Annotated in this window: 18 protein-coding genes; 10 read left to right on the top strand and 8 right to left on the bottom strand. The window is 35.2% G+C overall.

What is annotated here, in order from left to right:
• Positions 1-4: 4 nt before the first annotated feature.
• On the bottom strand, positions 5-1912 hold the full coding sequence (locus tag GN105_RS01380; RefSeq protein WP_155283667.1) for a tetratricopeptide repeat-containing sensor histidine kinase: 1908 nt from the start codon (positions 1910-1912) through the stop codon (positions 5-7).
• Between the two features lie 263 nt (positions 1913-2175).
• On the opposite strand from GN105_RS01380, the gene GN105_RS01375 reads away from it, so the two are divergent.
• The 10 genes from GN105_RS01375 (at position 2176) to GN105_RS01330 (ending at position 14168) form a co-directional block, all read left to right on the top strand.
• Entirely contained in the window at positions 2176-3246 is a 1071-nt protein-coding gene (locus GN105_RS01375) for a hypothetical protein (protein ID WP_155283666.1), read from the top strand.
• Positions 3247-3515: 269 nt separating this feature from the next.
• Positions 3516-4544: a TolB family protein gene (locus GN105_RS01370; protein ID WP_155283665.1), complete on the top strand. Its 1029-nt coding sequence runs from the start codon at positions 3516-3518 to the stop codon at positions 4542-4544.
• A 1041-nt stretch (positions 4545-5585) separates the two neighbouring features.
• A complete protein-coding gene (locus GN105_RS01365) occupies positions 5586-6323 on the top strand; it encodes a DUF6261 family protein (protein WP_155283664.1) in 738 nt (245 codons plus the stop codon).
• 258 nt (positions 6324-6581) lie between these two features.
• A complete protein-coding gene (locus GN105_RS01360) occupies positions 6582-7703 on the top strand; it encodes a TolB family protein (protein WP_155283663.1) in 1122 nt (373 codons plus the stop codon).
• Positions 7704-8174: 471 nt separating this feature from the next.
• Entirely contained in the window at positions 8175-8324 is a 150-nt protein-coding gene (locus GN105_RS01355) for a hypothetical protein (protein WP_155283662.1), read from the top strand.
• Between the two features lie 390 nt (positions 8325-8714).
• Positions 8715-9482, top strand: a complete 768-nt coding sequence (locus GN105_RS01350; RefSeq protein WP_155283661.1) for a lipocalin-like domain-containing protein — start codon at positions 8715-8717, stop codon at positions 9480-9482.
• Between the two features lie 138 nt (positions 9483-9620).
• Positions 9621-10661: a TolB family protein gene (locus tag GN105_RS01345; protein WP_155283660.1), complete on the top strand. Its 1041-nt coding sequence runs from the start codon at positions 9621-9623 to the stop codon at positions 10659-10661.
• A 319-nt stretch (positions 10662-10980) separates the two neighbouring features.
• Positions 10981-12066 (top strand): hypothetical protein, encoded by a 1086-nt coding sequence (locus GN105_RS01340; RefSeq protein ID WP_155283659.1) that lies wholly within the window; start codon positions 10981-10983, stop codon positions 12064-12066.
• A 108-nt stretch (positions 12067-12174) separates the two neighbouring features.
• Positions 12175-13500 (top strand): methylmalonyl-CoA mutase family protein, encoded by a 1326-nt coding sequence (locus GN105_RS01335; RefSeq protein WP_155283658.1) that lies wholly within the window; start codon positions 12175-12177, stop codon positions 13498-13500.
• Positions 13464-14168 carry a hypothetical protein gene (locus GN105_RS01330; protein ID WP_155283657.1) on the top strand — a complete coding sequence of 235 codons (705 nt, stop codon included), beginning with the start codon at positions 13464-13466 and terminating at the stop codon, positions 14166-14168. The genes GN105_RS01335 and GN105_RS01330 overlap by 37 nt, the downstream gene beginning before the upstream one ends.
• A 41-nt stretch (positions 14169-14209) precedes the next feature.
• Here GN105_RS01330 and yidC read toward each other — a convergent pair whose 3' ends face one another.
• The 7 genes from yidC to GN105_RS01295 all read right to left on the bottom strand — a co-directional run bounded on the left by yidC (position 14210) and on the right by GN105_RS01295 (position 22644).
• Positions 14210-16081: a membrane protein insertase YidC gene (gene yidC / locus GN105_RS01325; protein ID WP_155283656.1), complete on the bottom strand. Its 1872-nt coding sequence runs from the start codon at positions 16079-16081 to the stop codon at positions 14210-14212.
• 159 nt (positions 16082-16240) lie between these two features.
• Entirely contained in the window at positions 16241-17860 is a 1620-nt protein-coding gene (gene pyrG / locus GN105_RS01320) for a CTP synthase (protein ID WP_155283655.1), read from the bottom strand.
• Positions 17861-17949: 89 nt separating this feature from the next.
• On the bottom strand, positions 17950-18552 hold the full coding sequence (locus tag GN105_RS01315; protein WP_155283654.1) for a CDP-alcohol phosphatidyltransferase family protein: 603 nt from the start codon (positions 18550-18552) through the stop codon (positions 17950-17952).
• Positions 18553-18556: 4 nt separating this feature from the next.
• Complete coding sequence (gene mgtE / locus GN105_RS01310; protein WP_155283653.1) at positions 18557-19912, bottom strand: magnesium transporter; 1356 nt, start codon at positions 19910-19912, stop codon at positions 18557-18559.
• 323 nt (positions 19913-20235) lie between these two features.
• The gene (locus tag GN105_RS01305; RefSeq protein ID WP_155283652.1) at positions 20236-20907 is read right to left on the bottom strand and encodes a hypothetical protein; all 672 of its coding nucleotides are present in this window, start codon (positions 20905-20907) and stop codon (positions 20236-20238) included.
• A gap of 623 nt (positions 20908-21530) precedes the next feature.
• Positions 21531-22307 (bottom strand): 16S rRNA (adenine(1518)-N(6)/adenine(1519)-N(6))-dimethyltransferase RsmA, encoded by a 777-nt coding sequence (gene rsmA / locus GN105_RS01300; protein ID WP_155283651.1) that lies wholly within the window; start codon positions 22305-22307, stop codon positions 21531-21533.
• A 34-nt stretch (positions 22308-22341) separates the two neighbouring features.
• Positions 22342-22644, bottom strand: a complete 303-nt coding sequence (locus GN105_RS01295; protein ID WP_155283650.1) for a DUF4286 family protein — start codon at positions 22642-22644, stop codon at positions 22342-22344.
• Between the last annotated feature and the right edge of the window lie 257 nt (positions 22645-22901).

Here is a 22901-nt window from a genome sequence, read left to right as displayed (position 1 = left end):
GTTTTTATATTTTACATTCGATATTGATGGTTGTTCCGGCTCCTTCTTCGGAGTATATTTCCATTTTTCCTCCCAGATAGCTTACGCGGGTTTCGATATTGTTTAGTCCCATATTTCTTGAAACACTTTTTGGGTCGAAGCCTTTTCCATTGTCTTCCACTTCAATCAACAGAAGTCTGTCCTTAAAGGTAACTTGTAGTTGTATTTCAGAGGCTTGGGCGTGTTTTACGGCATTTGTCAATAGTTCCTGCACAATTCGGTAAACGGATAATTGCCATTTTTTGTTGTGGAGGTCAGATAATCCGTTTGTATAGAGTTTGATATGATGTTTTTCGCATTGTAAGTACTGGCAGAAGTCGGTAATGGCGGTTTGTAATCCGTACTTTTGCAAGGAGGAAGGGTCTAAGTTATGAGCTGTATTTCGTAATTCAACAATTGCAATATCCAATTGCTTGACAATTTTTTGTAATTTTTCTTTCTGCTCACTATTTTGTGATAGAGTTTCCACGTTCATTTTAATTCCTGTGATGCGTCCTCCCAATCCATCGTGTAATTCGCGGGCTAATCGGTTACGTTCTTGTTGTTCGCCCTCCATAAGAGCGTGTGTGATTTCAATTTCTTGCTGTTGTTTACGAAGCATAAAATCTTTTTTTCTGCGTCTTTGACGAACATTCCGAGCGTACACTGTCCAAGCTACCACGATTCCTAAGATAGAAATTCCAAAGAAAAGCAATATTTGATTGAGTTTGTTTTTATTTTCGAGCTGCAAGATGGCTTTTTCTTTTTCGGCAGTACGATATTGTAATTCCATATCGGCAAACATTCTCTTGTTCTTTTCTTCAACAATACTGTCTTTGAGGGAACTGTGTTTTACCATTAAGTCATACGCACTTTGGTAGTTGTCAAGATTTGCTTCCAAGTGAGCAAGGTAGTAGATTAAATTTAATTGATTGTTTTTGATTCTTTTGTTAATAGAAGTTTTAAGAAGTTTCTGTATGTTTTGCTTTGCCTCAGTAAAGCGGTTTAATGCTCTAAGAATGCGAACTTTTTCGTATTCCAAAGAATTCTGATCCCACGGAACATTATTTTTTGATGCGAACTCAAGTCCTTTATTTATGCTTTCCAAAGCTTCTTCTGTTTTACCGATAGCGGCAAAATAACGTGCTTCATTGAGGTAAACAAAGCCTGTGAGTTTACTTTTCGGATATTGTTTCCAAAGTGATACGGTTTTGTTGTACAAGTTGGAAATATCAGTTTCATCTTTCTTTTTCAGATAGACATCAAACATATTCAAGTAAGTCCAAAGAAGAGCCTCATTTTCCTTATTTTCTTTTTGAGCCTGTGCAAGAGATTTTTGGTAGTATTCCAAAGCTCTGTCGTATTCCTTATTGTTACTTAAAAGCATACCAATATCTGTAAAATATTCCATCAGAAGGTCGGAATCACCAGATTTTTCTGCATATGGGATACAATATTTTAGCGTGATATCCAACAGATTATGTTCTCTGCCGTTGTATTGTTCCAAAACTCCGTAATTATGCCATAACCTCGCACGGTATCGGTAAGCTTCCGAAGTGTTGTACCATTTGAGATAATCGTTGGCTTTTTGATAAAATTTTTGGCTTTTTTGGTGATTATGGTCAAAATAAACCCCCGCTTTGTTAAAGTAATAAATTCCTTCCAAATAGGGTTCACCTTTGGTTAAGGGGAAAGCTTCCTCACGAAGTACTTTTAGTGCTTGGGTGGTATCGGTTTCCGACAAAAGATTTACAAGCTCCATTAACACGTAAAATTTTTCCCTACCAGAAGAAGCATCATTTGCAGTCTGACGTAACTTGGCAGTATCTTGTGCATATATTTTTGAAAATCCAATTAATATGCTTAAAATCAGTATTTTGATGTGTTTTAGCAAAGTGATTGTTTTTTTGTTTTACGGCATAAATGTAGAGAATTAAAAGCAAAAATAAAAAAATAATGCGAAAAATCCCTAAAAAAGGGGATTGACACGTAAGTTAGCAAACACTAATTTTGTCCTGTTGATAAAAAATAATAACAAGGCTGATTGTTAAGCTGTGTAAAATCACATTGAGAACGCTTGTTTTTCAAGAAAATTTTCTGAAAAAACACATCGTTTTTTAAAATTGTAAAAAGAGAAACTTAAAAAACTTAGGAAAAATGAAAAAACTCAATCACAAAATTAGACTGCTTTTAGCAGTAATTTGCTTTATTTCTTGCGGAAAAGACAGCGAAGCAAACGAACCTTTCCAAGGAGTTTGGAATCTCAAAGCCATTGTTAAAACAGGGCAGGTTATTGATGTTACAAAACCTGATTTTCCTTGTTTTAAGAATACGAAACTCACCGTTGGTGAAACAAATTTTGATTTGTTTTTATCTGCTCCGAATTCGCCAACTTCCTCTGATTGTAAAGAAGTTACCGAATCGGGGAGTTGGACAAAACGAAACGGAAAATATTACATCACTCAAAAAGGGCAAGAAATAGAGTTCCCGATGCAATTTACTGACAATAACACTACGTTGCAATTTACCTACGGAGTTGGTGCTGATGCCTTCGATATGGTTTTCAAAAAAGAAAAAAAATCTTCAACGAATAATACAGGAGGTACTAACGCTACCAAACCCGGAACAGGCGTGTATGCAGGTATTTGGTTTCTTGGAGCAAACAGATATGACCTCGCCATCTATCTGCGAGATGACGGAACATATACTGAAGGACTTCGCAAGAGGGATTGGAAAACACGAGTAGACGGTAATTACACCATTCAAGGTAATAAACTTACCACTACACATAAATCCGGCAGCAAATCGTACTATACATATATGGATAATTACAGTACTATGTTAGCCGATGGCACTTACTTTATGTTCAAAGTAGAATTTGTGAACCAGATTCCACCCAGCGGATATAAGTTCCAAAACATTGCCGTACTTGATGCTGCGGGTAATTTTTCGGCATCGGGAGTGAGTGGCTACCTGTATTTTGATGGTAAAGGCAATTTCTCGAATGATAAAACTGCTTTCACCCAAACATCGGGAAGTGGAATAGGAAGCGGAGGCTATTCCGGACAGAAGTATGTAGGTACTTATACCATTTCCGACGGTACTTTAACCCTTCGTTATAGCGACGGCTCAACAACTACTCATAGTTTCTTCTATGGGAGACCTTCCAAAAAAGGTGATGATGCTACCATCGTGGTAGATGGATACACCTATTTCCAAAAGGAATAAAGAAACTTCATCTTAAAGAACAAATCAAAAAGATTTCAATACTCAAACAATCAATGAGTAGAAAAAAGAAATAAATTTTTGGAGAATCAAGAAACAATAGGTTGAAGTAGTAAAAAAATATTTTTATAGACTTCTACATATGGTTGATATATGTAAAAATATTTTTTTCTAAATAGCAACTATAAGTAGAAAAGTATAAAAATTATTTTTTATGATTTCTAACGAATGTATGTTATCTGAAAAAAAATAAATTTAAAATAAAATATAGTATGAAAAATAGAGCTATGATAGTATTGTATATATTCAGTCTGTTGATGCTATCGTGTACTAAAGATAACGGAGAGGGAGGAAATCCTTCAGGAAGTCATATTTCAGGAACGATACATTGGCAATTTGCAGGTAAAGTAGGGAAATATACACCTTCTACGGGGAGTTATGATAGGTCGGTATTTCTGATAGGGTCAAGTTCTACTAAGAAAGGATTTGATGTTTCGTGGGACGGAAAAAAATATATGATAGCGTCGGAAACTTGGGACTCTGATGTGCAACGTTTTGTACTTCGTGATGGAGGAGAGGATATGGCAAAAATTGATGATGATAAGAATCTGTTTAATGTAACTATCGAGTGGGATAAAATTGGTGATACGCAACCTGTAATAGCTCCCAATGAAAAATATTTTGCACTCGAGCCGCAACGTTGGGCAAAGATGCCGATTGTTATCGTAAATGATAAAGGAAGTATAATACGTGAGTGGACAAATCCGAAAGAATCCTTGGACTATCACGAGAAACCCGTATGGGATGCTCAGAATGTATTGTATTTCCGTATTGGGAATAGTGTTTGGAAATGTGCACCCGATGGAGAATATGCTGAGGCACAGCAAATAATTTCTAATCTTAATGGTGGCAATTATTTGACAGTAAGTCCTGATGGTTCGAAGTTTGTTTTCCGTAAGGATTATTTCTTATGGATGTGCAATTCAGATGGAAGTGATATGCGACAAATTACCACCTATGATATTTCCAGAAGAACGAACTATAAGGGAGATGCTCGTCCGGCATTTTCGCCCGATGGAAAACATATCGTTTTTACCACAACAGGAACTACGGGAGCAGGTTGGACAGATGCCGACCTTGATGTAAATGTAACCGGAAGTCGATTCGGCTATCTGTGTATCATTCCCGCAGACGGAAAATTACGCAATCTTGATGATAAGAACAGTGGAGCTATCTATTTGAAGAATCCTGAAGGTGCTGCCGGTATCCCCTGCGATGGTCATTTAGTATGGCGACCTTAAAGAGAAAGGAAGAAATAAGTTTTCAAGAATCAAGTAACAAGTCATTTTTAGTAGAATGAGAACATCCCCCTAACCCCCTTCAAAGGGGGAATGGGTGTAGAAAAATTTTGAAGAACCAAGAATCAAGTATTTTAAGGAATAAAAAATTATTTTTTCTGGGTTTATTCACTACACCAACTCCCTCTTTGAAGGGGGCAAGGGGATGTAAATAACCGTTGGAGTAAGTAAGCAAGTTTTCAAAAACTAAGTAACAAGTCGTTTTTAGTAGAATGAGAACATTCCCCTAACCCCCTTGAAAGGGGGAATGGGTGTAGAAAAATTTTGAAGAACCAAGAATCAAGTATTTTAAGGAATAAAAAATCATTTTTTATGGGTTTATTCGTTATACCAACTCCCCCTTTGAAGGGGGCAGGGGGGATGTAAATAATCGAAGGAGTAAGTAAGCAAGTTTTCAAGAATTAAGTAACAAGTCGTTTTTAGTAGAATGAGAACATCCCCCTAACTCCCTTGAAAAGTGAAATGTGGATAGAAAATTTTTCAAGAACTAAGTAACAAGTATTTTAAGTAATAAAAAATCATTTTTTATGGGTTTATTCGTTACACCAACTCCCCCTTTGAAGGGGGCAGGGGGGATGTCAAATAGTTGAAAGATGAATCAAAAAGGCTTCGACTTCGCTCAGCCTGACAGAGAGAGTGAAAAACTTTTATTTTGTCACCCTGAGCGTAGTCGAAGGGTCTATACAAGTTTTTAAAAACCAAGTAATAAGTATTTTTGATTAGGATAAAAACATCTCTCGTCTCTCTTTAAGAGTGAGCATCAATATAAAAAAGTTTTTAAAAGATTATTCATTACACCGGTTTTTCCTTTGAAAGGGAGACAGAGAGATGTAAATATCCGTTAGAGGAAACAAAAAATAATTTAATATATATTTATGTTTTAAAAAAGATGTTTGGCATTATTTATGTGGCGATTTTAGTGTAGTTTAACTTATTTTTACTACAAAAAATAGTTTTAGTAATAACCAAATAAAATTTTTTAAGATGAACAACAAAGTAAAGGGGCTAAAAATACAAGCCTTGCAAAATCACGAACATTTCGGATTTATATCTGAATTAAAATTAGTATTGGAACAAGCTAATATTGATGAATTAGCAAAATTATTGGAGCAATTTTCTCTTTTGGTAGAAGAAGAAAATAGGGCTTTTGAACGTACGGCAAAAAGTAGCCATACTAAAACACTTTCTATGTTAGACAAGGAAAGTGGTAATTACTATCGCGGGCTGTTGGCTTGTGTGAATTCCGCCAAGTATAGTCCTGTGAAAGAAGAAAAAGAAGCAGCCGATTTGCTACTGATATTGATTAAATCATATGGTTATTTCATATCGGAAAGCTATGAAAGTCAGCACAGCAAAACGGTAAACTTCATTCAGGATATGCGAAGCGAAAAGTACAAAAAGGCTTCTGAGCTTGTCGGTACAGTGCGGTGGGTCGATTGGTTTGAAAAAGCAAATCAGAACTTTATGGAAGTGTACCGAACACGTCGTGATGAGAAGGCTTCATCAAAGGCAGGTACACGTCCGTTGAAGTCAGTACGCAAAGAAATCGATGAAGTATATCGTAACATTGTAAACCATCTGAACGCATTGAATGTGTTGAAACCTTCAAATGAAATTATTCAACTTACTTCACGCATCAATGTTCTGATTGACAGACTTTCTGCAACTATGGCAAGCCGTAGTACAAGAGCTAAAAAGAAAGATGACGATACTAAAAAATAGAGAAGTTATCAGTAAAAAAGTTTTCAAGAATCAAGTAACAAGTATTTTAAGTAAGAAAAAAAGTTCAGTTTGTCACCCTGAGCGTAGTCGAAGGGTTTATACAATTTTCCAAAAACCAAGTAACAAGTATTTTAAGGAGGAAAAAAATAATTTTTTATGGATTTATTCACTACACCAACTCCCCCTTTGAAGGGGGCAGGGGGATGTAAATAATGGTTTAAGTAAGTAAAAAAGTTTAATAACAAAACAAAAATAGATATGAAAAGAAGATTTATCACACAATTTTTGACCCTTTCAATAGTATGGGGTGCGTTTTCATCTTGCTCTAAAGAGGGCGACGGTGGAGGAGCAGGAGCAACAGGAAAATTTCCGGGTACATTATATATTGATTTTGCTACTGACGGCATTCGTTCATACGATTTTAAAACAGGAAAACTCGTTAAAGTAACCAACACAGACAGAGGACCAGGGGTTACGGGCTATGATTTTTCGTATGGAAGTAAGGAAATTGCATTGTCGATAGGTACAAGCCGTACTTTTGACACCTATCAAGATAAGCAAACTTTCATTATGCGACCTTTTGAAGGGAAATATACGTGGTACAGCACCATTTCCGACCCCAATGGAATACCTTCCGAGGGGAATATATTTGGTTTCAAATATCAATATAACGGACAAAGTTCTGAGGGACAATTCTACCATGAAGCTGCGATACGGGTTTCTCCTAATAAAAGATATATCGCCGTAGATGGTAATTATTGGGAAGACAGAGGGGTGCTCCTGTTTGATACGCAAACGGGGAAACTTCTGGCTGAGTTTTACACCACCAAAGAAGATTTAGACTATCAATCTACACCCGTTTGGACACATAACAATGAATTATTTTTTGCCATCAGAGGGATGTTGTACCGTTGGAAAGAAGGTTATGGAAAGAAAGTAGAACAGGTTTTGAATATCAATGATGGTAATGGGGCGGGTTATGTAGCTGTAAACCCACAGGGAACACGAGTTGCTTTCCGTTACAAAAAGCATTTATGGATACAAAATCTTGATGGAAGCGGGTTGCAACAGATAACGACCAGTCCACCCTCAGGACTTTCTAAGGTGGACGGAGAGTATCAACCTGTATTTTCTCCCGATGGGCGGTATATTGCCTTTGTGGGTTCGCCTACAATAGGTCGTATGTGGACAGATTACGACCCTTTACAACCGCGTTTGCCTCACGTTACTGTAGTTGGTGGGGCGTACGGATATGTATTTATCATTCCTGACAATAACAAACTCTATGATTTGAAAGACCCCACCAGCGGAGCCGTAATGATTAAAGATAGTAGCGGATTCTACGTAGCGGGTTATTTTAGTAATATGATTTGGAGGTAGCGGTAAAAAAGTTTTCAAGGTACAAGTAACAAGTATTTTAAGCAAGAAAAAATCCTTTTTTATTGGTTTATTCGCTACATTAACTCCCCCTTTGAAGGGGGCTGGGGGGATGTAAATAATCGCTCGAGTAAGTAAACAAGTTTTCAAGAATCAAGTAACAAATATTTCAAGTTACAAAAAATTTCGGTTTGTCACCCTGAGCGTAGTTGAACGGTTTTAAAAAAGTTTTTCAAGAACCAAATAACAAGGTATTTAAGTCAAGAAAAATCACTTTTATTGGTTTATTCACTACACAAACTCCCCCTTTGAAGGGGGCTGGGGGGATGTAAATAATCGCTCGAGTAAGTAAACAAGTTTTTAAGAACCAAGTAGCAAGTATTTTCAAGTTACAAAAAAGTTTTGTTTGTCACCCTGAGCGTAGTCGAAGGGTTTGTTTTGAAAGAAGCAGGGGAGATGTCAAATAGTTGAAAAATGAAACAAAAAGGCTTCGACTTCGCTCAGCCTGACAGAGAGAGTGAAAAACTTCTATTTTGTCACCCTGAGCGTAGTCGAAGGGTCTATGTAAGTTTTAAAGAACTAAGTAACAAAGGTATTTTTAATAGAATGAAAATATCTCCTTAACTTTCTTCAAAGGGGGAAGAGTGTAGAAAATTTTTTGAAGAATCAAGTACTAAGTGTTTCGATATAATAAAATTATTTTTTATTGGTTTATTCACTACACAAATTCCCCCTTTGAAGGGGGCGGGGGGATGTAAATAATCGTAAGAATAAGCAAACAAGCTTTCAAGAACCAAGTAACAAGTATTTTAAGGAGGGAAAAAACATTTTTTATTGGTTTATTTGCTACATCAACTCCCCCTTTGAAGGGGCGGGGGGATGTAAACAATCGCAGGAGTAAGCAAATAAGTTTCCAATAACCAAGAACCAAGTATTTTAAGTAATAAAAATCCATTTGGAAGTATTAGAAACTAACGTTTGGATAAAGTATTAACTATTAAAAACACAATCAAAATGAGAAGAATTTTATTTTTTATGGGAGCGGTATTATTGTTTACTGCTTGTGGCAAAGACGACGGAAAAACAAGTACGGATATTTCCGAACTATTGGGAATGTGGCAATTGGAATCGCTCGTGAGGGACGGACAGGCGAATGTACCAAATAATTGTGAACGCCAATGGAAACAGGATTTTCGTGAGAATAACGAACTGATTTTTCATCATTCTGACTTGCAAGCCGACGGAAGTTGTAAGTCGGAGATAGTAAAATATACCTATCAAGTGTCAGGAAATCAAATTATATTTAGCAATGAACAAGGGAAAATCGTTAATACTTTTTCTGTTAAAGAGGGCAAACTAAGCATTGTTACTCCCGCAAACCAAAGCAGAACCGGAAAAGAGGAAATCGCCATCTACACAAAAGTTACGGCAGATAGTGGCAATACATCAACTGACCCACTTATAGGCAATTGGAGAGTTCGTGTTATTCAAGATGCTTCGGCAACGGTTGAAGTAACTGACAAACCTTGTGTTAAGGATACGAATCTGAAAGTTGATGCTACCACCGTACTATTTACGTTGTATCTTCCTAATCCGAAAACCAATGAATGCAAGTCAGCACAAGAGCAATATAAATGGTCTAAACAGGGCGATACTTATTATTATGAAGCAAACGGTCAAAAATATAAACTTCCTATAGAGTTAAGAGACAATAATCAATCTTTAATGCTGGACTATCCTGCCCAATCGGGGAATATTAAATTTTATTTCACACGAAATTAAAAGGGAGAATCATAGAAACGAATATGGGTTGTAATCGCTTCTGTTTAAGAAAGAAGGAAAAAAGATATTTTCTTTAAATCAACAAAGGGAAGAAGTAAGTAAATAAGAATAATTCATAATAACTTAAAGTTAAGTAGAATGAAAAAAATAGTTTTATCACTTAGTATGGTAGTGTTTGCTTTTCTGTCATCTTGCGGAAAGGAAAGCGAACATAGTGCAGAAGTACAAAATCTGAAAGGAAATCTATTCATACAATTTACAGACGGTGTATCTGTATATAATTTAACGGATAACAAATATACGGAGGATGTAGCAAAAGTAAGTTTGACACAAGTTTTACAAACGTATGACGTGTCGTGGGATACTTCAAAGGTGTTGTTTACCCTTGATGTAAAGGGTTTTAATCACAAACGCATTGTGTATAGGGATATTAAAGACCCAGTAACACAACAAGAAGTACGAACCGACGGTAAGAATATCCACGATTTTGAGTACGAATGGGGTGATGTACGTCCCCTCAAAGCCTTTATTTCTCCCAATGAGAAGTACATTGCATTAGAAGGACAAGGATATTCGGATATGCCTACGATTATCATCGAAGCGGATAAGGATAAAGAAGTAGGTCGTTGCGATCCTCCCGCAGGGTATAACGATTGGGGAAAACCCGTTTGGACGTTGGATAATATATTATATGTACAGGTAGGCAATTCGGTTTACAAGATGAGCCCTGCTGATGGATATAAAACGTATCAAAAGGTATGTTCTGCCGATGGTGGAGGCTCTTACAGAGTAAATCCGCAAGGAACGAAGTTTGTATATTATAAGGACAAACATTTGTGGCTGTGCGACATCGATGGGAGCAACCGCAAACAAATTACCAATAGTACCACCTACGATTGGGCGAGTTGGGACGGCGAAGGTTTTCCGACGTTCTCTCCTGATGGGAACTACATTGCGTTTACTTCGCGGGGTTCTCGCGGTATGGCGTGGAGCGACCACGATTATCCTGACGGCTCTTGGGTAGGTGCTGTGGGAGGTAAATACGGTTATATTTCAATAATTCCCGCCGACGGAAAGCTCTACAATCTTGATGATAAAAACAGCGGAGCCATTTCCCTTACCAGAAACGGAAGTTCACGAGGAATTCCCTGTGATGGGCATTTGGTTTGGAGAAGATAAAGTTTTGTTAAAACAATAAGAAAAATTAATAATTATTAACATTCAATATCCCTAAAAAAGGGGATTGATTGTTGAGAGAATTAAACATACATTTGTACTGTAAAAATAACTTACAGAAATGAAATTGGTAGCAAGTCACTGAAACCCGAATTGTGTTTGTTCATTATAAACAATAAACTTAGTTTGTAGATTTCTGTTAAAATAAATCTTGATTCTGGTTTCAATGAATGGGGTTTTAATGAATATTGTTTGTGTATTTGTTTGGGCAATATTCATTATAAAGAAAACATAAAATTGAATCGGAAAAAAAACAGAATTTATGAAAAAAGCTATTTTACTTTTGTTGGGAATAGTGCTGATGGGGTGTTCAAGTGAAAACAAGGATGAAGGCTCTTCGGTTAAAGGGAGTTTTGATGTGCGGTTTCAGTCAGATTTAAAAAACACCATTTATATTTCAGCTATTTTCGGACTAGCTGAGGTGGAGAGGCAAACAAATCAGGCTATTGATTTTTTCTATATTGATTTTGAGGCAGAAGAGGAGGGAGTTATTGAGGTTACCATTGAAGAAACAGTTCTGAATTATAAAACGGAAGTAACACAAAAAGTATCTCAGGGGATTAACAGTTTTTCGCCCAAAATCAAATGGAAATATGAGGCTTTGAAGCAAATGAAACAACCGGGATATGCCGATGTTACTTTCCTTTGCAGAAACACGGCAGGCGACAAATTGGGAAGCAAGGATGTAAAGGTTCGTTATACTTCCATCAATGAATGTGTGTTGGTCGCAAAGTTAGACGGAAAAGTTTATCCTTTGTTCCACTTTATGGGGGCATATGTGAACGAGGATAGCCCAATAGTGGATGTTTTTCTAAAAGATGTTCTAAATACAACTGATTTGAAGGCTTTTACGGGTTATCAAGGAGGAAATTCGAATGAAATTGCTATAAATGTCATAAATCAAGTACGAGCAATGTTTCTTACTTTACGGGCTAAGGGAGTCAAGTACAGCAGCATAACTGATACAAGTAATAACTCCTCCAACCCAAATGTTGCAAGCCAGTACATTCGTTTTGCTGACGAGGTAATGAACAATATGCAAGCTAATTGTGCCGACGGAACGGTTTTTCTTTGTAGTGCTTTGAGAAAGATTGGAGTAGAGGCTTTTATGGTTTTTCAGCCTGGACACGTTTATTTGGGGTATTACGCCAATTCAGGTAAAAAGAGACCTTTTCTTTTAGAAACTACAATGGTAGGAGGCGATTTTTCATTTATGCAAGCAACTGATATTAATGTTAATATGTTCAACAGTAATATTGACAAATATAATAACAACGACTATATGGATATGTATTTTATTATAAATATAAATGATATACGTCCGTTAATTAAACCTATCGGGAGATAGGACATTATTTTTTCTCAAAACTCAAATTTTGTAATTTGAGTGCTAATCATCTCTGTTTAAGATTCCAAAAATGAAATAATTTTCATAACTTTGGAATCTTATTTTTTTATGTCAGAAATGTATTTTAAACAATCTCCAAAAACAACGGTTAAACAGTGGAAGCAGCGAGTACAATTTGAGTTGCAAGGAGCTGATTATAACGATTTATTGGTTTATAAGTCAAACGAAGGAATTTCCTTACTTCCTTTTTATGCTTCTGAAAATAAACAATTTACCTATGAAGTAAGTGCAGAATCACAAGCGATGATTTCTTTATATTGTTCGAATGTGGAACAAACACTTAAGCGAATTAATTTCTGGCTTTCCAAAAAAGTTAATTATTTTTTTATAACATTACATTTTGAAAAAAACAACTGGATTGAATTCTTCACCAAATTGCCTGAAAACGGAATTTATTTTATTGATATTCAGTTGTTAGAACTGCCATTTCTTCAAAAGGTAAATGAATTAATAAAAAATTGTAATCGGAAAATTTTCCTTTGCAATGATTCTATTTATAATTTTTTGAAAAACGGAAGATGGTTTCAAAATCAATATGCTGATTTTGAAAATTTTATATGCGGAATTTCCAATAAAAATCCGATGATCTTTGCAGATACAACATTGTATCAGAATGCAGGAGCAAGTATGATTCAACAGATTGCTTATGGAATTTCTCAGGCGATGGAATATTTTAAATGTATACATAATGATTTTATTATCAATGAATTAAATATATGCTTTAAAGTTGCGGTAGGAGATGGTTTTATGTTTGAAACTTCAAAAATGAGAGCATTCAGGCAGGTTGCAGAAAGTGTTTTTGGTGCGTTTAACAGCAAAATAAAAATTTTCTTTATTGCAGAACCCTCCAATAGAGGATTATCCATTTTAAAATCAAAATACAATGAAAATTACATTGCTTTGGCTTATGAGAGTGCTATTTTGGGAGGGGCAGATTTTATACTTCCTAAAAATCCTCTAATTTATAAGAAATACACACTTGAAAATGAGTTAAATAGTATAGAGGAAATACAAAAATTGATTGAAAATCGAAAGGCTTCTTTTTTGAATGGAATGTGTAGTTTTGAAGCTATTTCTTATGAAATTGCTAAAAAATCACTTTCCTTGTTCCAAAATATTGAAAAAAATGGAGGGTTGTTACAGCAAATTAAAAATCACACCTTACAGAAGAAGATAAAGAAACAGGCTGAAGAAGAGCAAATATTTTTTGAAAAACAGATTGAGAGTTTTAATGTTGATTTTCAGGAATTTGCAAAAAAAAATGAATGGGAATTGTATCCTTTCATAAAACAAAAACAACAAAAAACATTGGTAGAACCTCTGATAGCTAAGCGATTATGGGAGAATATAGAGAAAAGGCAACTGAAAAAATAATTTCAACAATTCAAAATGTTAGTTTAATAGGACTAAAATCAGAAACATTACAGACAGAGTACATTGCGGGATTTCCTCCTTATCTGAGAGGTTATCACGCGATGGGAAATTTATTGCAATTGCCTGAATATAAGTCAGTATGTATATGGAATAAAGATTTAATTTTTTGTAAAGAAAAATATTCGGAAATATTATTTCACGATGTAGAAAACTTGTTGAATGCTGAAAATATTGCAAAAAGGTCGATTATTATCACGGAAAATTCTAATTTGAATCAAATAATTGATAATATCAATCAAATAAATTACATTTATTTATTGTGTAATTCAGAATATTTGTTTTTACAAAGTTTTTTTCAGCAAATTTCTAAGGAAATTCTTCCGAAAATCAGATTTGTTTCATTTTTTGATGAGAAAGTGTTTGAAAGAATGAATGAAATAAGAAAAATGCGTTCCTTTTGGTCAGAAATTATGGAAAAAATGAAGTATTCTTATAAAATTCCGATTGCATCTTATGTACATACAGTAACAGAACAATTATATGCCTTAGCTGTTCAATCAGATGTATTGTTATATGATGTTGATAATTTATGTTTGAATGACGAATTAAATGGTTTTCTGATAGAAAATTCATTGGTTTCAAAAACAATTGACCCTTTCTGGAAATAAAAAAGGTAATTCATATTGAATTACCTTTTTTATTTTTATTATTATTTCTTTTGTTGTGCTTTACGCTGAGCTTCAGCTTGTTCCATCATTTCACGCATCTTTTGTTGGAACTTACTTTCTTTCTTCGGTTTCTTTTTATTTTCCTCAATTTGGGCGTGGATTTTCTTCTCGTCAAGAATCCAATATTTGATAGCCAACATTATGAAAATAGTAAGTAAATTCGATATGAAATAATATAAACTCAATCCGCTGGCATAGTTATTAAAGAAAAATAACATCATAATAGGAGAGAGGTAAATTAAGAATTTCATATTTGGCATTCCAGGTTGTTGCTGTTGCATACTTTGTGACATTGTCATTAGAGAGTAAATCAAAATGGCAACCGAAGCCAAGAAAGGAAACAAACTGAAATGGCTTCCGTAGAACGGAATTGAAAAAGGAAGTTCAAAAACCGCATCGTACGATGAAAGGTCATCAGCCCAAAGAAATGCTTTTTGTCGCAAACCGAATTCTGTTGGGAAAAAGTTGAAAAGTGCCAAGAAAACAGGCAATTGTAATAGTGCAGGAATACAACCACTTAGCGGATTCACACCAGCTTTTCTGTACAAGTCCATTGTTTCTTGCTGACGTTTCATCGGTTCTTTGTATTTTTCGTTAATCTCGTTGATTTCAGGACGTAAAATTTTCATTTTCGCCTGTGAAATGTACGATTTATAAACCATCGGTGATAGTAGCAACCGCACGATGATTGTCATCAGAATAATACATAAACCTATTGAAAAATAATCAGATAGGAAATTAAACAAAGGAATAAACAGCCATTTGTTAAGCCAACCGAATATACCCCAACCCAGTGGAATTAAATCCGTTAAGTTGTATTGTTCGTATTTTTTTAGTATGTTGTAATCACTTGGACCAAAGTAAAAGTGCAATGATTCGTTGAGTTCGCCTCCTTTTGCTGTAATTGGAATCTGAGCCAGATATTCTTTAGTGAATTTTACGTCTTTTCCTTCGTCTTTTACCAAATTTTTGGAAGTGAATTTTCCACTTTCAAGAGCGTTATCTGAAATAAGAATGGAAGAAAATAAATGCTGCTTGAAAGCCACCCAGCTAACGTTTTGATTTTCTTCACTATCATCACTTCCTTCACTCATTCTGCTTATCTTATCTCCCTCATACATAGACGTTATTTGTGCATAACGATTTTCATAAGTAACGCTTTTTTCCATTCTTCGGGCTTTCAATCCCCAATCTAATGTAATTGATTTTGAGGTGTTAAGCACATTTGAAAAGCCTTGAGAACGTACTAAAAAGTCAAGCATATAACCTTCTTTAGGGAGGGTATAGATGTACTCCAAATACTGATTTTCAGAAGTTTTTAATTTCATCGAAACCATTTTCGTCCCATCTTTTTCAGAAATTGATGGCTCAAAATAGAGGTCTTTCGTATTGAGATTTAGGTTTTGCGAAGTGGTAAAATTCAGCGAGAAGGAAGCATTTTGGTCTTGAATCAAAAACAAAGGCTTTTTGTCATAGGTTTTAAATTCTTTTAGGAAAACTTCTTGGATTTGTCCGCCTTTATTGCTGATAGTCAGTTTAATATCTTTATTTTCTAAAACAGTTACTTCATCTTTTGCAGAAGGTAGGCTTGCAGAATAAGCAAATGCACCTAATGAAGATTTGTAGTTAGCTAAAGCAACTGAATCAGTAGGGATTGAAGTATAAGTAGTTGTATTTTGAGCCTGTGTATCGTTATTTTGTTTTGTTTTTTCTGACTCTATACGCTCTCTCTCAGCTTTTTGTTTTGCTAATTCTTCGGGAGTTGGCTGGTTGTTGTACATCATCCACATCAGTAACCCGAAAATAAGTACAAACCCGATGATGGTTTTAAAGTCTATTTTTTTTTCTTCCATTTATTTTAAATTTATTTTTGTATTCGTCAATTAGTATTCGTAGGTTAAGTAGTGGCTATCAATCCAAAATAATCACAAACTCTCTATAATGGGGTGTTCAAACTTGATTTTTAACATATTTACTCGCAATTTCCCCTTCGAAATTTTTATAAAATAGTATTATTTCTTGTTGATTTTGTGTTTTAAAGCCGCCTTTACGAATGCTACAAACAACGGATGTGGATTGGCAACCGTACTTTTGTATTCAGGGTGGTATTGCACACCTACAAACCAAGGATGATCTTGAATTTCAATGACTTCCACTAAACCTGTTTCAGGATTAATTCCCGTACATCGCAAACCTGTTTTCTCCAAAACGTCTTTAAATTCATTGTTAAATTCATACCTATGACGATGACGTTCTGAAATGTTTTCTTTTCCGTATGCTTCGTATATGTGGCTGTTTTTTAGTAATTTGCAATCCCAAGCTCCCAAACGCATTGTGCCTCCTTTGTGAGTAACCTCTTTCTGGTTTTCCATCAAGCTGATAACCGGATATTCTGTATCAGGATTCATTTCTGTAGAATTGGCATTCAATAAATTAGCTTTGTTTCGAGCAAATTCAATGACTGCCATTTGCATTCCTAAGCAAATTCCTAAAAACGGAATTTTGTTTTCACGCACAAATCGTATGGCTTCAATTTTGCCTTCAATGCCCCGATTTCCGAAGCCTGGAGCCACCAAAACACCGTCTAAATGCCCTAATTTATCTTGTATATTTTCCTTGTCAAGATGTTCAGAATGAATGCTTTCAACCTCTACTTTTACTTCATTTTCTGCTCCCGCGTGGATGAATGCCTCCAAAATGGATTTGTAGGAATCTTGCAATTCCACGTATTTCCCGACAAGTCCGATTTTAATTCGATTCTTAGGATTTTTATGCCGTTGCAGAAAAGCGTTCCATTGTGTCAAATCAGGTTCTTTTTTATCAGGCAGAGCCAATTTTTTCAAAGCGACTTTATCCAAACCTTCCAAAAGCATCATATTTGGAACATCATAAATTGTTGATGCGTCAATAGATTGGATTACTGCCTCACGTTTTACGTTACAGAACAGAGCTAATTTATAACGTAATTCATCTGAAAGTTCGTGTTCGGTACGGCATACCAAAATATCTGCTTTTATACCACTTTCCATCAGAGTTTTAACGCTGTGTTGGGTCGGTTTGGTTTTGAGTTCACCTGCGGCTGCTAAAAACGGAACCAAGGTCAGATGTATTACAATTCCGTTGTTTTCTCCCAAATCCCAAAGTAGTTGTCTTACCGACTCAATATACGGTAACGATTCTATATCACCAACTGTTCCGCCAATTTCTGTTATAACGATGTCATAATCACCGGTTTGTCCTAAAATCTGCATACGTTGCTTGATTTCATTGGTAATATGTGGCACCACTTGCACGGTTTTGCCTAAGAACTCGCCTCTGCGTTCCTTTTCAATAACACTTTGATAGATGCGTCCTGTGGTTACATTATTAGCCTGTGAGGTATGTACGTTCAAAAAGCGTTCGTAATGCCCTAAATCAAGGTCAGTCTCGGCACCGTCTTCTGTTACGAAACATTCGCCGTGTTCATACGGATTGAGCGTTCCGGGATCGACATTAATATACGGGTCAAACTTCTGAATCGTAACGCGATAGCCCCTTGCTTGTAACAACTTGGCAAGCGATGCCGCAATGATTCCTTTTCCAAGTGAAGATGAAACGCCTCCTGTTACGAAAATATATTTGGTCTTAGCCATTTTATTATGTAGTTGTTTTGATTTTCAAACGGCAAAAGTAGGAATTTTAACTGAAAGCACAAAGGAAAAGAAATAAAGAAAAAAGAATGCTAATTATCGTTCAGCCATTTACTTTTTTTGAAAGCTATTCCCTTGCGAATCAGATAAGCGTGGTAGGCACTGGGTACATCGTTTTGCCATTTGGGAAGTAACAACATAATTAGGATTACATCAAGTTGTGAAAAAAGCCCCCAATAGATAGCTAATTGTAAAGGAAAACCTCCGTGCGAGAATCCGATTAAGGAAACAAATGCTACTAACAAGCAAATGCCCCAAACCTTTGATAGAAAAGCGTGTGTGCAAGTTTCTTTCTTAAATCGGAAAAAACTTATGGCATAACACAACCCTTCTGTTATAAAGAGGATAATAATTTCAATGGTATATTGCTTAATCAGCTTACTCTCGAGCCAATACGCAGCAATACCTGCCGAAATCCAGAAAATCAGGTCGGTTTGACTGTCAAAACGCCTCAATTTTACAGAAGAAATATTCATTTTTCGGGCAATGATGCCATCAAAAATGTCTGATAAGATTCCTAAAAATAGCAATATTACAATGATACTCCGTGCTTCGTCTTTTAAAAAGTTTACTAACAATAAAATAGTTGGCGCTAAAAGCAATCGGAATAATATCAACCACTTTGGAAAGTTCATTTCTTTAAAAACCTAAAACAATCTTCGCGATGGAAAAGTAAATCAGGATACCAAGTACGTCATTACTTGTAGTGATAAACGGACCTGTGGCAACCGCAGGGTCAATCCCCCGTTTATGTAGGAAGATAGGAATAAAAGTTCCGATAACTGCCGCATTGATTATCACGGTTACTAACGCAACTGCTACGGTCAGGCTGATGTTATACGTGGTATGGAAGGCAAAATGGCTGACCAGTATCACAACTCCCGCAATGGCTAATCCGTTTATCAAACCTAAAAGAAATTCTTTTAACAATCTGCCCCATATTTCGCCATCAATGGAATCATTTGCCAATCCTTGTACCACAATGGCCGATGACTGTACACCAACGTTTCCTGCCGTTGCCTGAATCAGCGGTATGAAGATTAAAAGTACCGGAAAGCGTTCCATAGCTCCTTGAAAGCCATTGATAATGCTTGCTGCACCTAATCCGCCGAACATTCCGATAAGTAACCAAGGTAGTCGTGCCTTTGTAAGTTTCCAGATGCTATCGTCAGCCTCTACATCGTGGGTGATACCGGCTGCTAACTGATAATCTTTTTCTGCTTCTTCTTTGATAACGTCCACTACGTCGTCGATAGTGATTCGTCCGACCAATCTTTTCATTTCATCGACTACCGGAATGGCTTCCAAGTCGTATTTTGCCATTATTCGGGCTACATCTTCCGCTGTATCGGTAACATAAACGTAATCTACCTTAGGGATATACACATCTTTTATATTGGAACGCGTTGATGTGGTTAATAAATCCTTTAATGAGAGCCTTCCTTTGAGAACATCGTTATCATCAACGACATAAATGGAATGTACACGCTTTACAAACTCGGCTTGTTCACGCATTTCTTTTACGCATTTGAGTACATTCCAGTTTTCATTGACTTTTACTAACTCTTTAGCCATCAATCCCCCTGCGGTATCGTCATCATAGCGAAGTAAATCGACAATATCGCGTGCGTGTTCAACGTCTTCGATATAGGAAATGACTTCTGTTTTTCTGTTTTCAGGCAGTTCGGAAATGATATCTACCGCATCGTCCGTATCAAGCTCAATTAACTCATCCGCAATTTCTTTTGCGGACATATTTTCGAGGATTTTATCTCTGAAATCTTCATCTAACTCTGTGATAACGTCCGATGTCTTTTCCGTATCGAGCAGTCGTATGATATAAATTGCGTCTTTGATATTCAATTCGTGAATAATCTCGGCAATATCAGCGTAGTGCATATCATTGAGTAGCGACTCCAATTCTTTGTTACGCTTCTCGGCAACAAGTAATTCGATTTGCTCAATAAGTTCGTCCGTGAGTTTAAATGTTGACATAGAGTGCTTTTATTAGAATGAACGGTTTTTATATTTTATTGGGCTTCGACTTTGCTCAGCCTGACAGAATGGGTATTTTTTTGTTTTAATTCTTTTTTTTACATCCCCCTAACCCCCTTAAAAGGGGGAATTGGTGAACTTGAAACTTGATTTTTGTTACTTGTATCTTGTATTTTTTTACTTTTTTCTTAAAATATTTTTCTTACATACCCCTTTATCACTTCCTCGCTTTCGCTCACACCTTAAAAGGGGGAATTGGTGAACTTGAAACTTGATTTTTGTTACTTGTACCTTGTTTTTTGTCCCTTTTTTCCTTAAAAACTTTATTCTTTTTCTTTTAAATCTTTGACTTTACTTTGAACGCGTGCCAAAATTTTGGAAATGGTATATTCGCTTTTTTTATAACTGTCTTTATAGATGATTTTACCGGCGTCGGCAATTTCACTAATGTATTTATAAAGGTTTTTGTAGATAGGTTTTCTTTCGTTACTTATCTTTTTTCCTTCATTCATTAGTCTGTTTTGTTCCGTGTTTAGATTTTCTAAGGAAGTTATCAGTGGAAGAATTTTATCCAGAAAATTATCCGGCATATCTTCCATTTTATTTGCTGCACTTGTTAGGTAAGGAAGAGCATCGCGTAATGTTTTTATGGGCGTTTCTACGTTTTTTGCCCTTAGTTGGTTTGCTGTTTCCTGAAGCATCGATACATCAACGTTTGCTCTTTTAGCATATTTCTTTAGTAATAAAACAATATTGCTAAGTTCTTTTGCTTTTTCATACAGATTTTTTGTAGTTTCTTTCTGTTGCATTCTGAGTTCAGTTGCTGAAACCGAATTTTTAGCTGTTTCGATAGCCTGTTTGAATTTTTCCAAATAAGAATCATTCATTGTTTTGAATGTTTGAGAGAAATCGGATAAATCTCTTTCAAAACTTACTGCAATAAAGTCTGCTACAGCAGTGTAATGTTCCTGTTTAAAAGTCATTTGTTTTGCCATATCTTTTATATTTTAGGTTTATAATTTTTTTCAGAAGTAAATGTATAATTTATACGGTGTAAATGTATTTATTTCAAATGAAAAAAACAAATTTTTAAATAGAAAAATATTTTGATTGTTATCTGATGAGTTGTTATGTTATATTCGGAGCTTTATTTTTAAGTTTTTTGGACTTGTTTTTTATAGTTTTTTATCCTTTTTATTTAGTTTGTATGTTGTTTTGTGTAGTTTTTTATCCTTTTTTCTTTATCCTTTATCCTTTTTATTTAGTTTGTATATTGTTTTATGTAGTTCTTTATCCTTTTTTATTTATCCTTTGTCCTTTTTATTTAGTTTGTATGTTGTTTTGTGTGGTTCGGATAATTTTTTATATAGTTTGTATATTATTTTTTATAGTTTTTATTCTTTATCATTTAAACTTTATCTTTTTTTGTTTAGTTTGTATGTTGTTTTATGTATTTTTTTATCATTTTTCCTTTATACTTTATCCTTTTCCCTTGTTTCTTGTAACTTTCCCCTTGGTACTTTATGCTTTTTTCTTTACACTTTATCCTTTTCTCTTGTTTCTTGTAACTTTCTCCTTGGTACTTTATACTTTTCCATTGGTACTTTATCCTTTATACTTACTTCCCTTCTTCTATCAAATTGGTAATATATAAAAACTCCTGCCAGAATAGTTGTTCGGGACGTTTGTCGAAGATTTTATTTTGCTTTATTGCTTCGTCAGAGAGGAATTGTTTTAAGCTGTTTCGAAGCGTTTTTCTTCTTTGATTGAATGCTGTTTTTACGATGGTAAAGAATTTTTTTTCGTCGCAGTCCAGATGATAATTTGCTTTCCTTTGTAGTCGAAGTACGCCACTTTTTACCTTAGGTGGCGGGTTGAATACATTTTCTGATACGGTGAATAGGTATTCTGCTTCGTAGAAGGCTTGAGTTAGTACAGATAGTATGCCATAAGTTTTACTTCCGGGTTTTTCGCAGATACGTTCTGCCACTTCTTTTTGAAACATTCCGCTGAATTCGGGAATATAGTCGCGTAATTCGAGTGTTCGGAATATAATTTGCGAAGAAATGTTATAAGGAAAGTTACCAATGACAGCAAAAGGTTCACTTCGGAAGTAAGAAAGGATATCGAACTTCAAAAAGTCGCCACTGATGATATTTTTTTGTAAGGTTGGGAAGTTTTTTTCGAGGTAACTCACTGATTCTTTGTCGATTTCGATAACGTGTACTTCGGTGTCTTTCTTTAAAAGGAACTGTGTAAGCACGCCCATTCCCGGACCTATTTCCAATACCTTGGTATAGCCTTTAAGAGATAAAGTGTCGGCAATTTTTTCAGCGATATTGAGGTCTTTTAAGAAGTGTTGCCCTAAATGTTTTTTGGCTTTTACGATTTCCATAGTGGTTTGTTGTTTTTTTGAAGTGATTTGTTATTTATAAGGAAATTTCTTTAAGCTCCGTACCGAACATCAGTACTTTATCGCCGAAGTTCTCTGTGCTTAATTGCATAAGTGAAGGAATTTCTTTCTTGATGAAGTCAAGTAAATCTTGAGGAGATTCTGTTTCGTGATGGATAGCGTATGTTATGTCGTTTTCCATATTCATAATTTTAAAAATCCTCACTGATTTAATTTTGTTTGTTTCATAAACCTTACGGATATATATTTGTTTAACCCAGTCCATCCATTGATTATGGGTGTTTCTTTCTGCAACAGCAGTCAAATTATAGATATACATAAAATTGAATTTTTGCAAAGGTATAAAAAGTTAATTAGTCAGCAAGATTTGATATTATATATTATGATGTAAGAAAATAATTGTTTCCAAGTTTTTTCTTTTTCAGGATTTATCCACCTCAGTTTTTAGAAAAAAAACTTGTTATTTAATAATTTGATTTTCAATGTATATATTTATTTGATTAAATAAATTTTCAAAAAACCTTTGAAAATTTTTGGAGTTTACGAAAAAAGTACTACTTTTGCACCCGCTTTCGG

Source organism: Capnocytophaga felis (assembly GCF_009684755.1).
Taxonomy (GTDB): domain Bacteria; phylum Bacteroidota; class Bacteroidia; order Flavobacteriales; family Flavobacteriaceae; genus Capnocytophaga; species Capnocytophaga felis.
This window is presented reverse-complemented; position numbering and strand designations above follow the sequence as displayed.

Bases quoted from the DNA above. Each gene is read 5' to 3' on its own strand.
- pyrG (WP_155283655.1), bottom strand. From the start codon at position 17,860: ATGGCTAAGACCAAATATATTTTCGTAACAGGAGGCGTTTCATCTTCA.
- rsmA (WP_155283651.1), bottom strand. From the start codon at position 22,307: ATGGAAATCGTAAAAGCCAAAAAACATTTAGGGCAACACTTCTTAAAA.
- GN105_RS01305 (WP_155283652.1), bottom strand. From the start codon at position 20,907: ATGGCAAAACAAATGACTTTTAAACAGGAACATTACACTGCTGTAGCA.
- GN105_RS01340 (WP_155283659.1), top strand. From the start codon at position 10,981: ATGAAAAAAGCTATTTTACTTTTGTTGGGAATAGTGCTGATGGGGTGT.
- mgtE (WP_155283653.1), bottom strand. From the start codon at position 19,912: ATGTCAACATTTAAACTCACGGACGAACTTATTGAGCAAATCGAATTA.
- GN105_RS01295 (WP_155283650.1), bottom strand. From the start codon at position 22,644: ATGTATATCTATAATTTGACTGCTGTTGCAGAAAGAAACACCCATAAT.
- GN105_RS01315 (WP_155283654.1), bottom strand. From the start codon at position 18,552: ATGAACTTTCCAAAGTGGTTGATATTATTCCGATTGCTTTTAGCGCCA.
- yidC (WP_155283656.1), bottom strand. From the start codon at position 16,081: ATGGAAGAAAAAAAAATAGACTTTAAAACCATCATCGGGTTTGTACTT.
- GN105_RS01335 (WP_155283658.1), top strand. From the start codon at position 12,175: ATGTCAGAAATGTATTTTAAACAATCTCCAAAAACAACGGTTAAACAG.
- GN105_RS01370 (WP_155283665.1), top strand. From the start codon at position 3,516: ATGAAAAATAGAGCTATGATAGTATTGTATATATTCAGTCTGTTGATG.
- GN105_RS01345 (WP_155283660.1), top strand. From the start codon at position 9,621: ATGAAAAAAATAGTTTTATCACTTAGTATGGTAGTGTTTGCTTTTCTG.
- GN105_RS01350 (WP_155283661.1), top strand. From the start codon at position 8,715: ATGAGAAGAATTTTATTTTTTATGGGAGCGGTATTATTGTTTACTGCT.
- GN105_RS01360 (WP_155283663.1), top strand. From the start codon at position 6,582: ATGAAAAGAAGATTTATCACACAATTTTTGACCCTTTCAATAGTATGG.
- GN105_RS01330 (WP_155283657.1), top strand. From the start codon at position 13,464: ATGGGAGAATATAGAGAAAAGGCAACTGAAAAAATAATTTCAACAATT.
- GN105_RS01355 (WP_155283662.1), top strand. From the start codon at position 8,175: ATGAAACAAAAAGGCTTCGACTTCGCTCAGCCTGACAGAGAGAGTGAA.
- GN105_RS01365 (WP_155283664.1), top strand. From the start codon at position 5,586: ATGAACAACAAAGTAAAGGGGCTAAAAATACAAGCCTTGCAAAATCAC.
- GN105_RS01375 (WP_155283666.1), top strand. From the start codon at position 2,176: ATGAAAAAACTCAATCACAAAATTAGACTGCTTTTAGCAGTAATTTGC.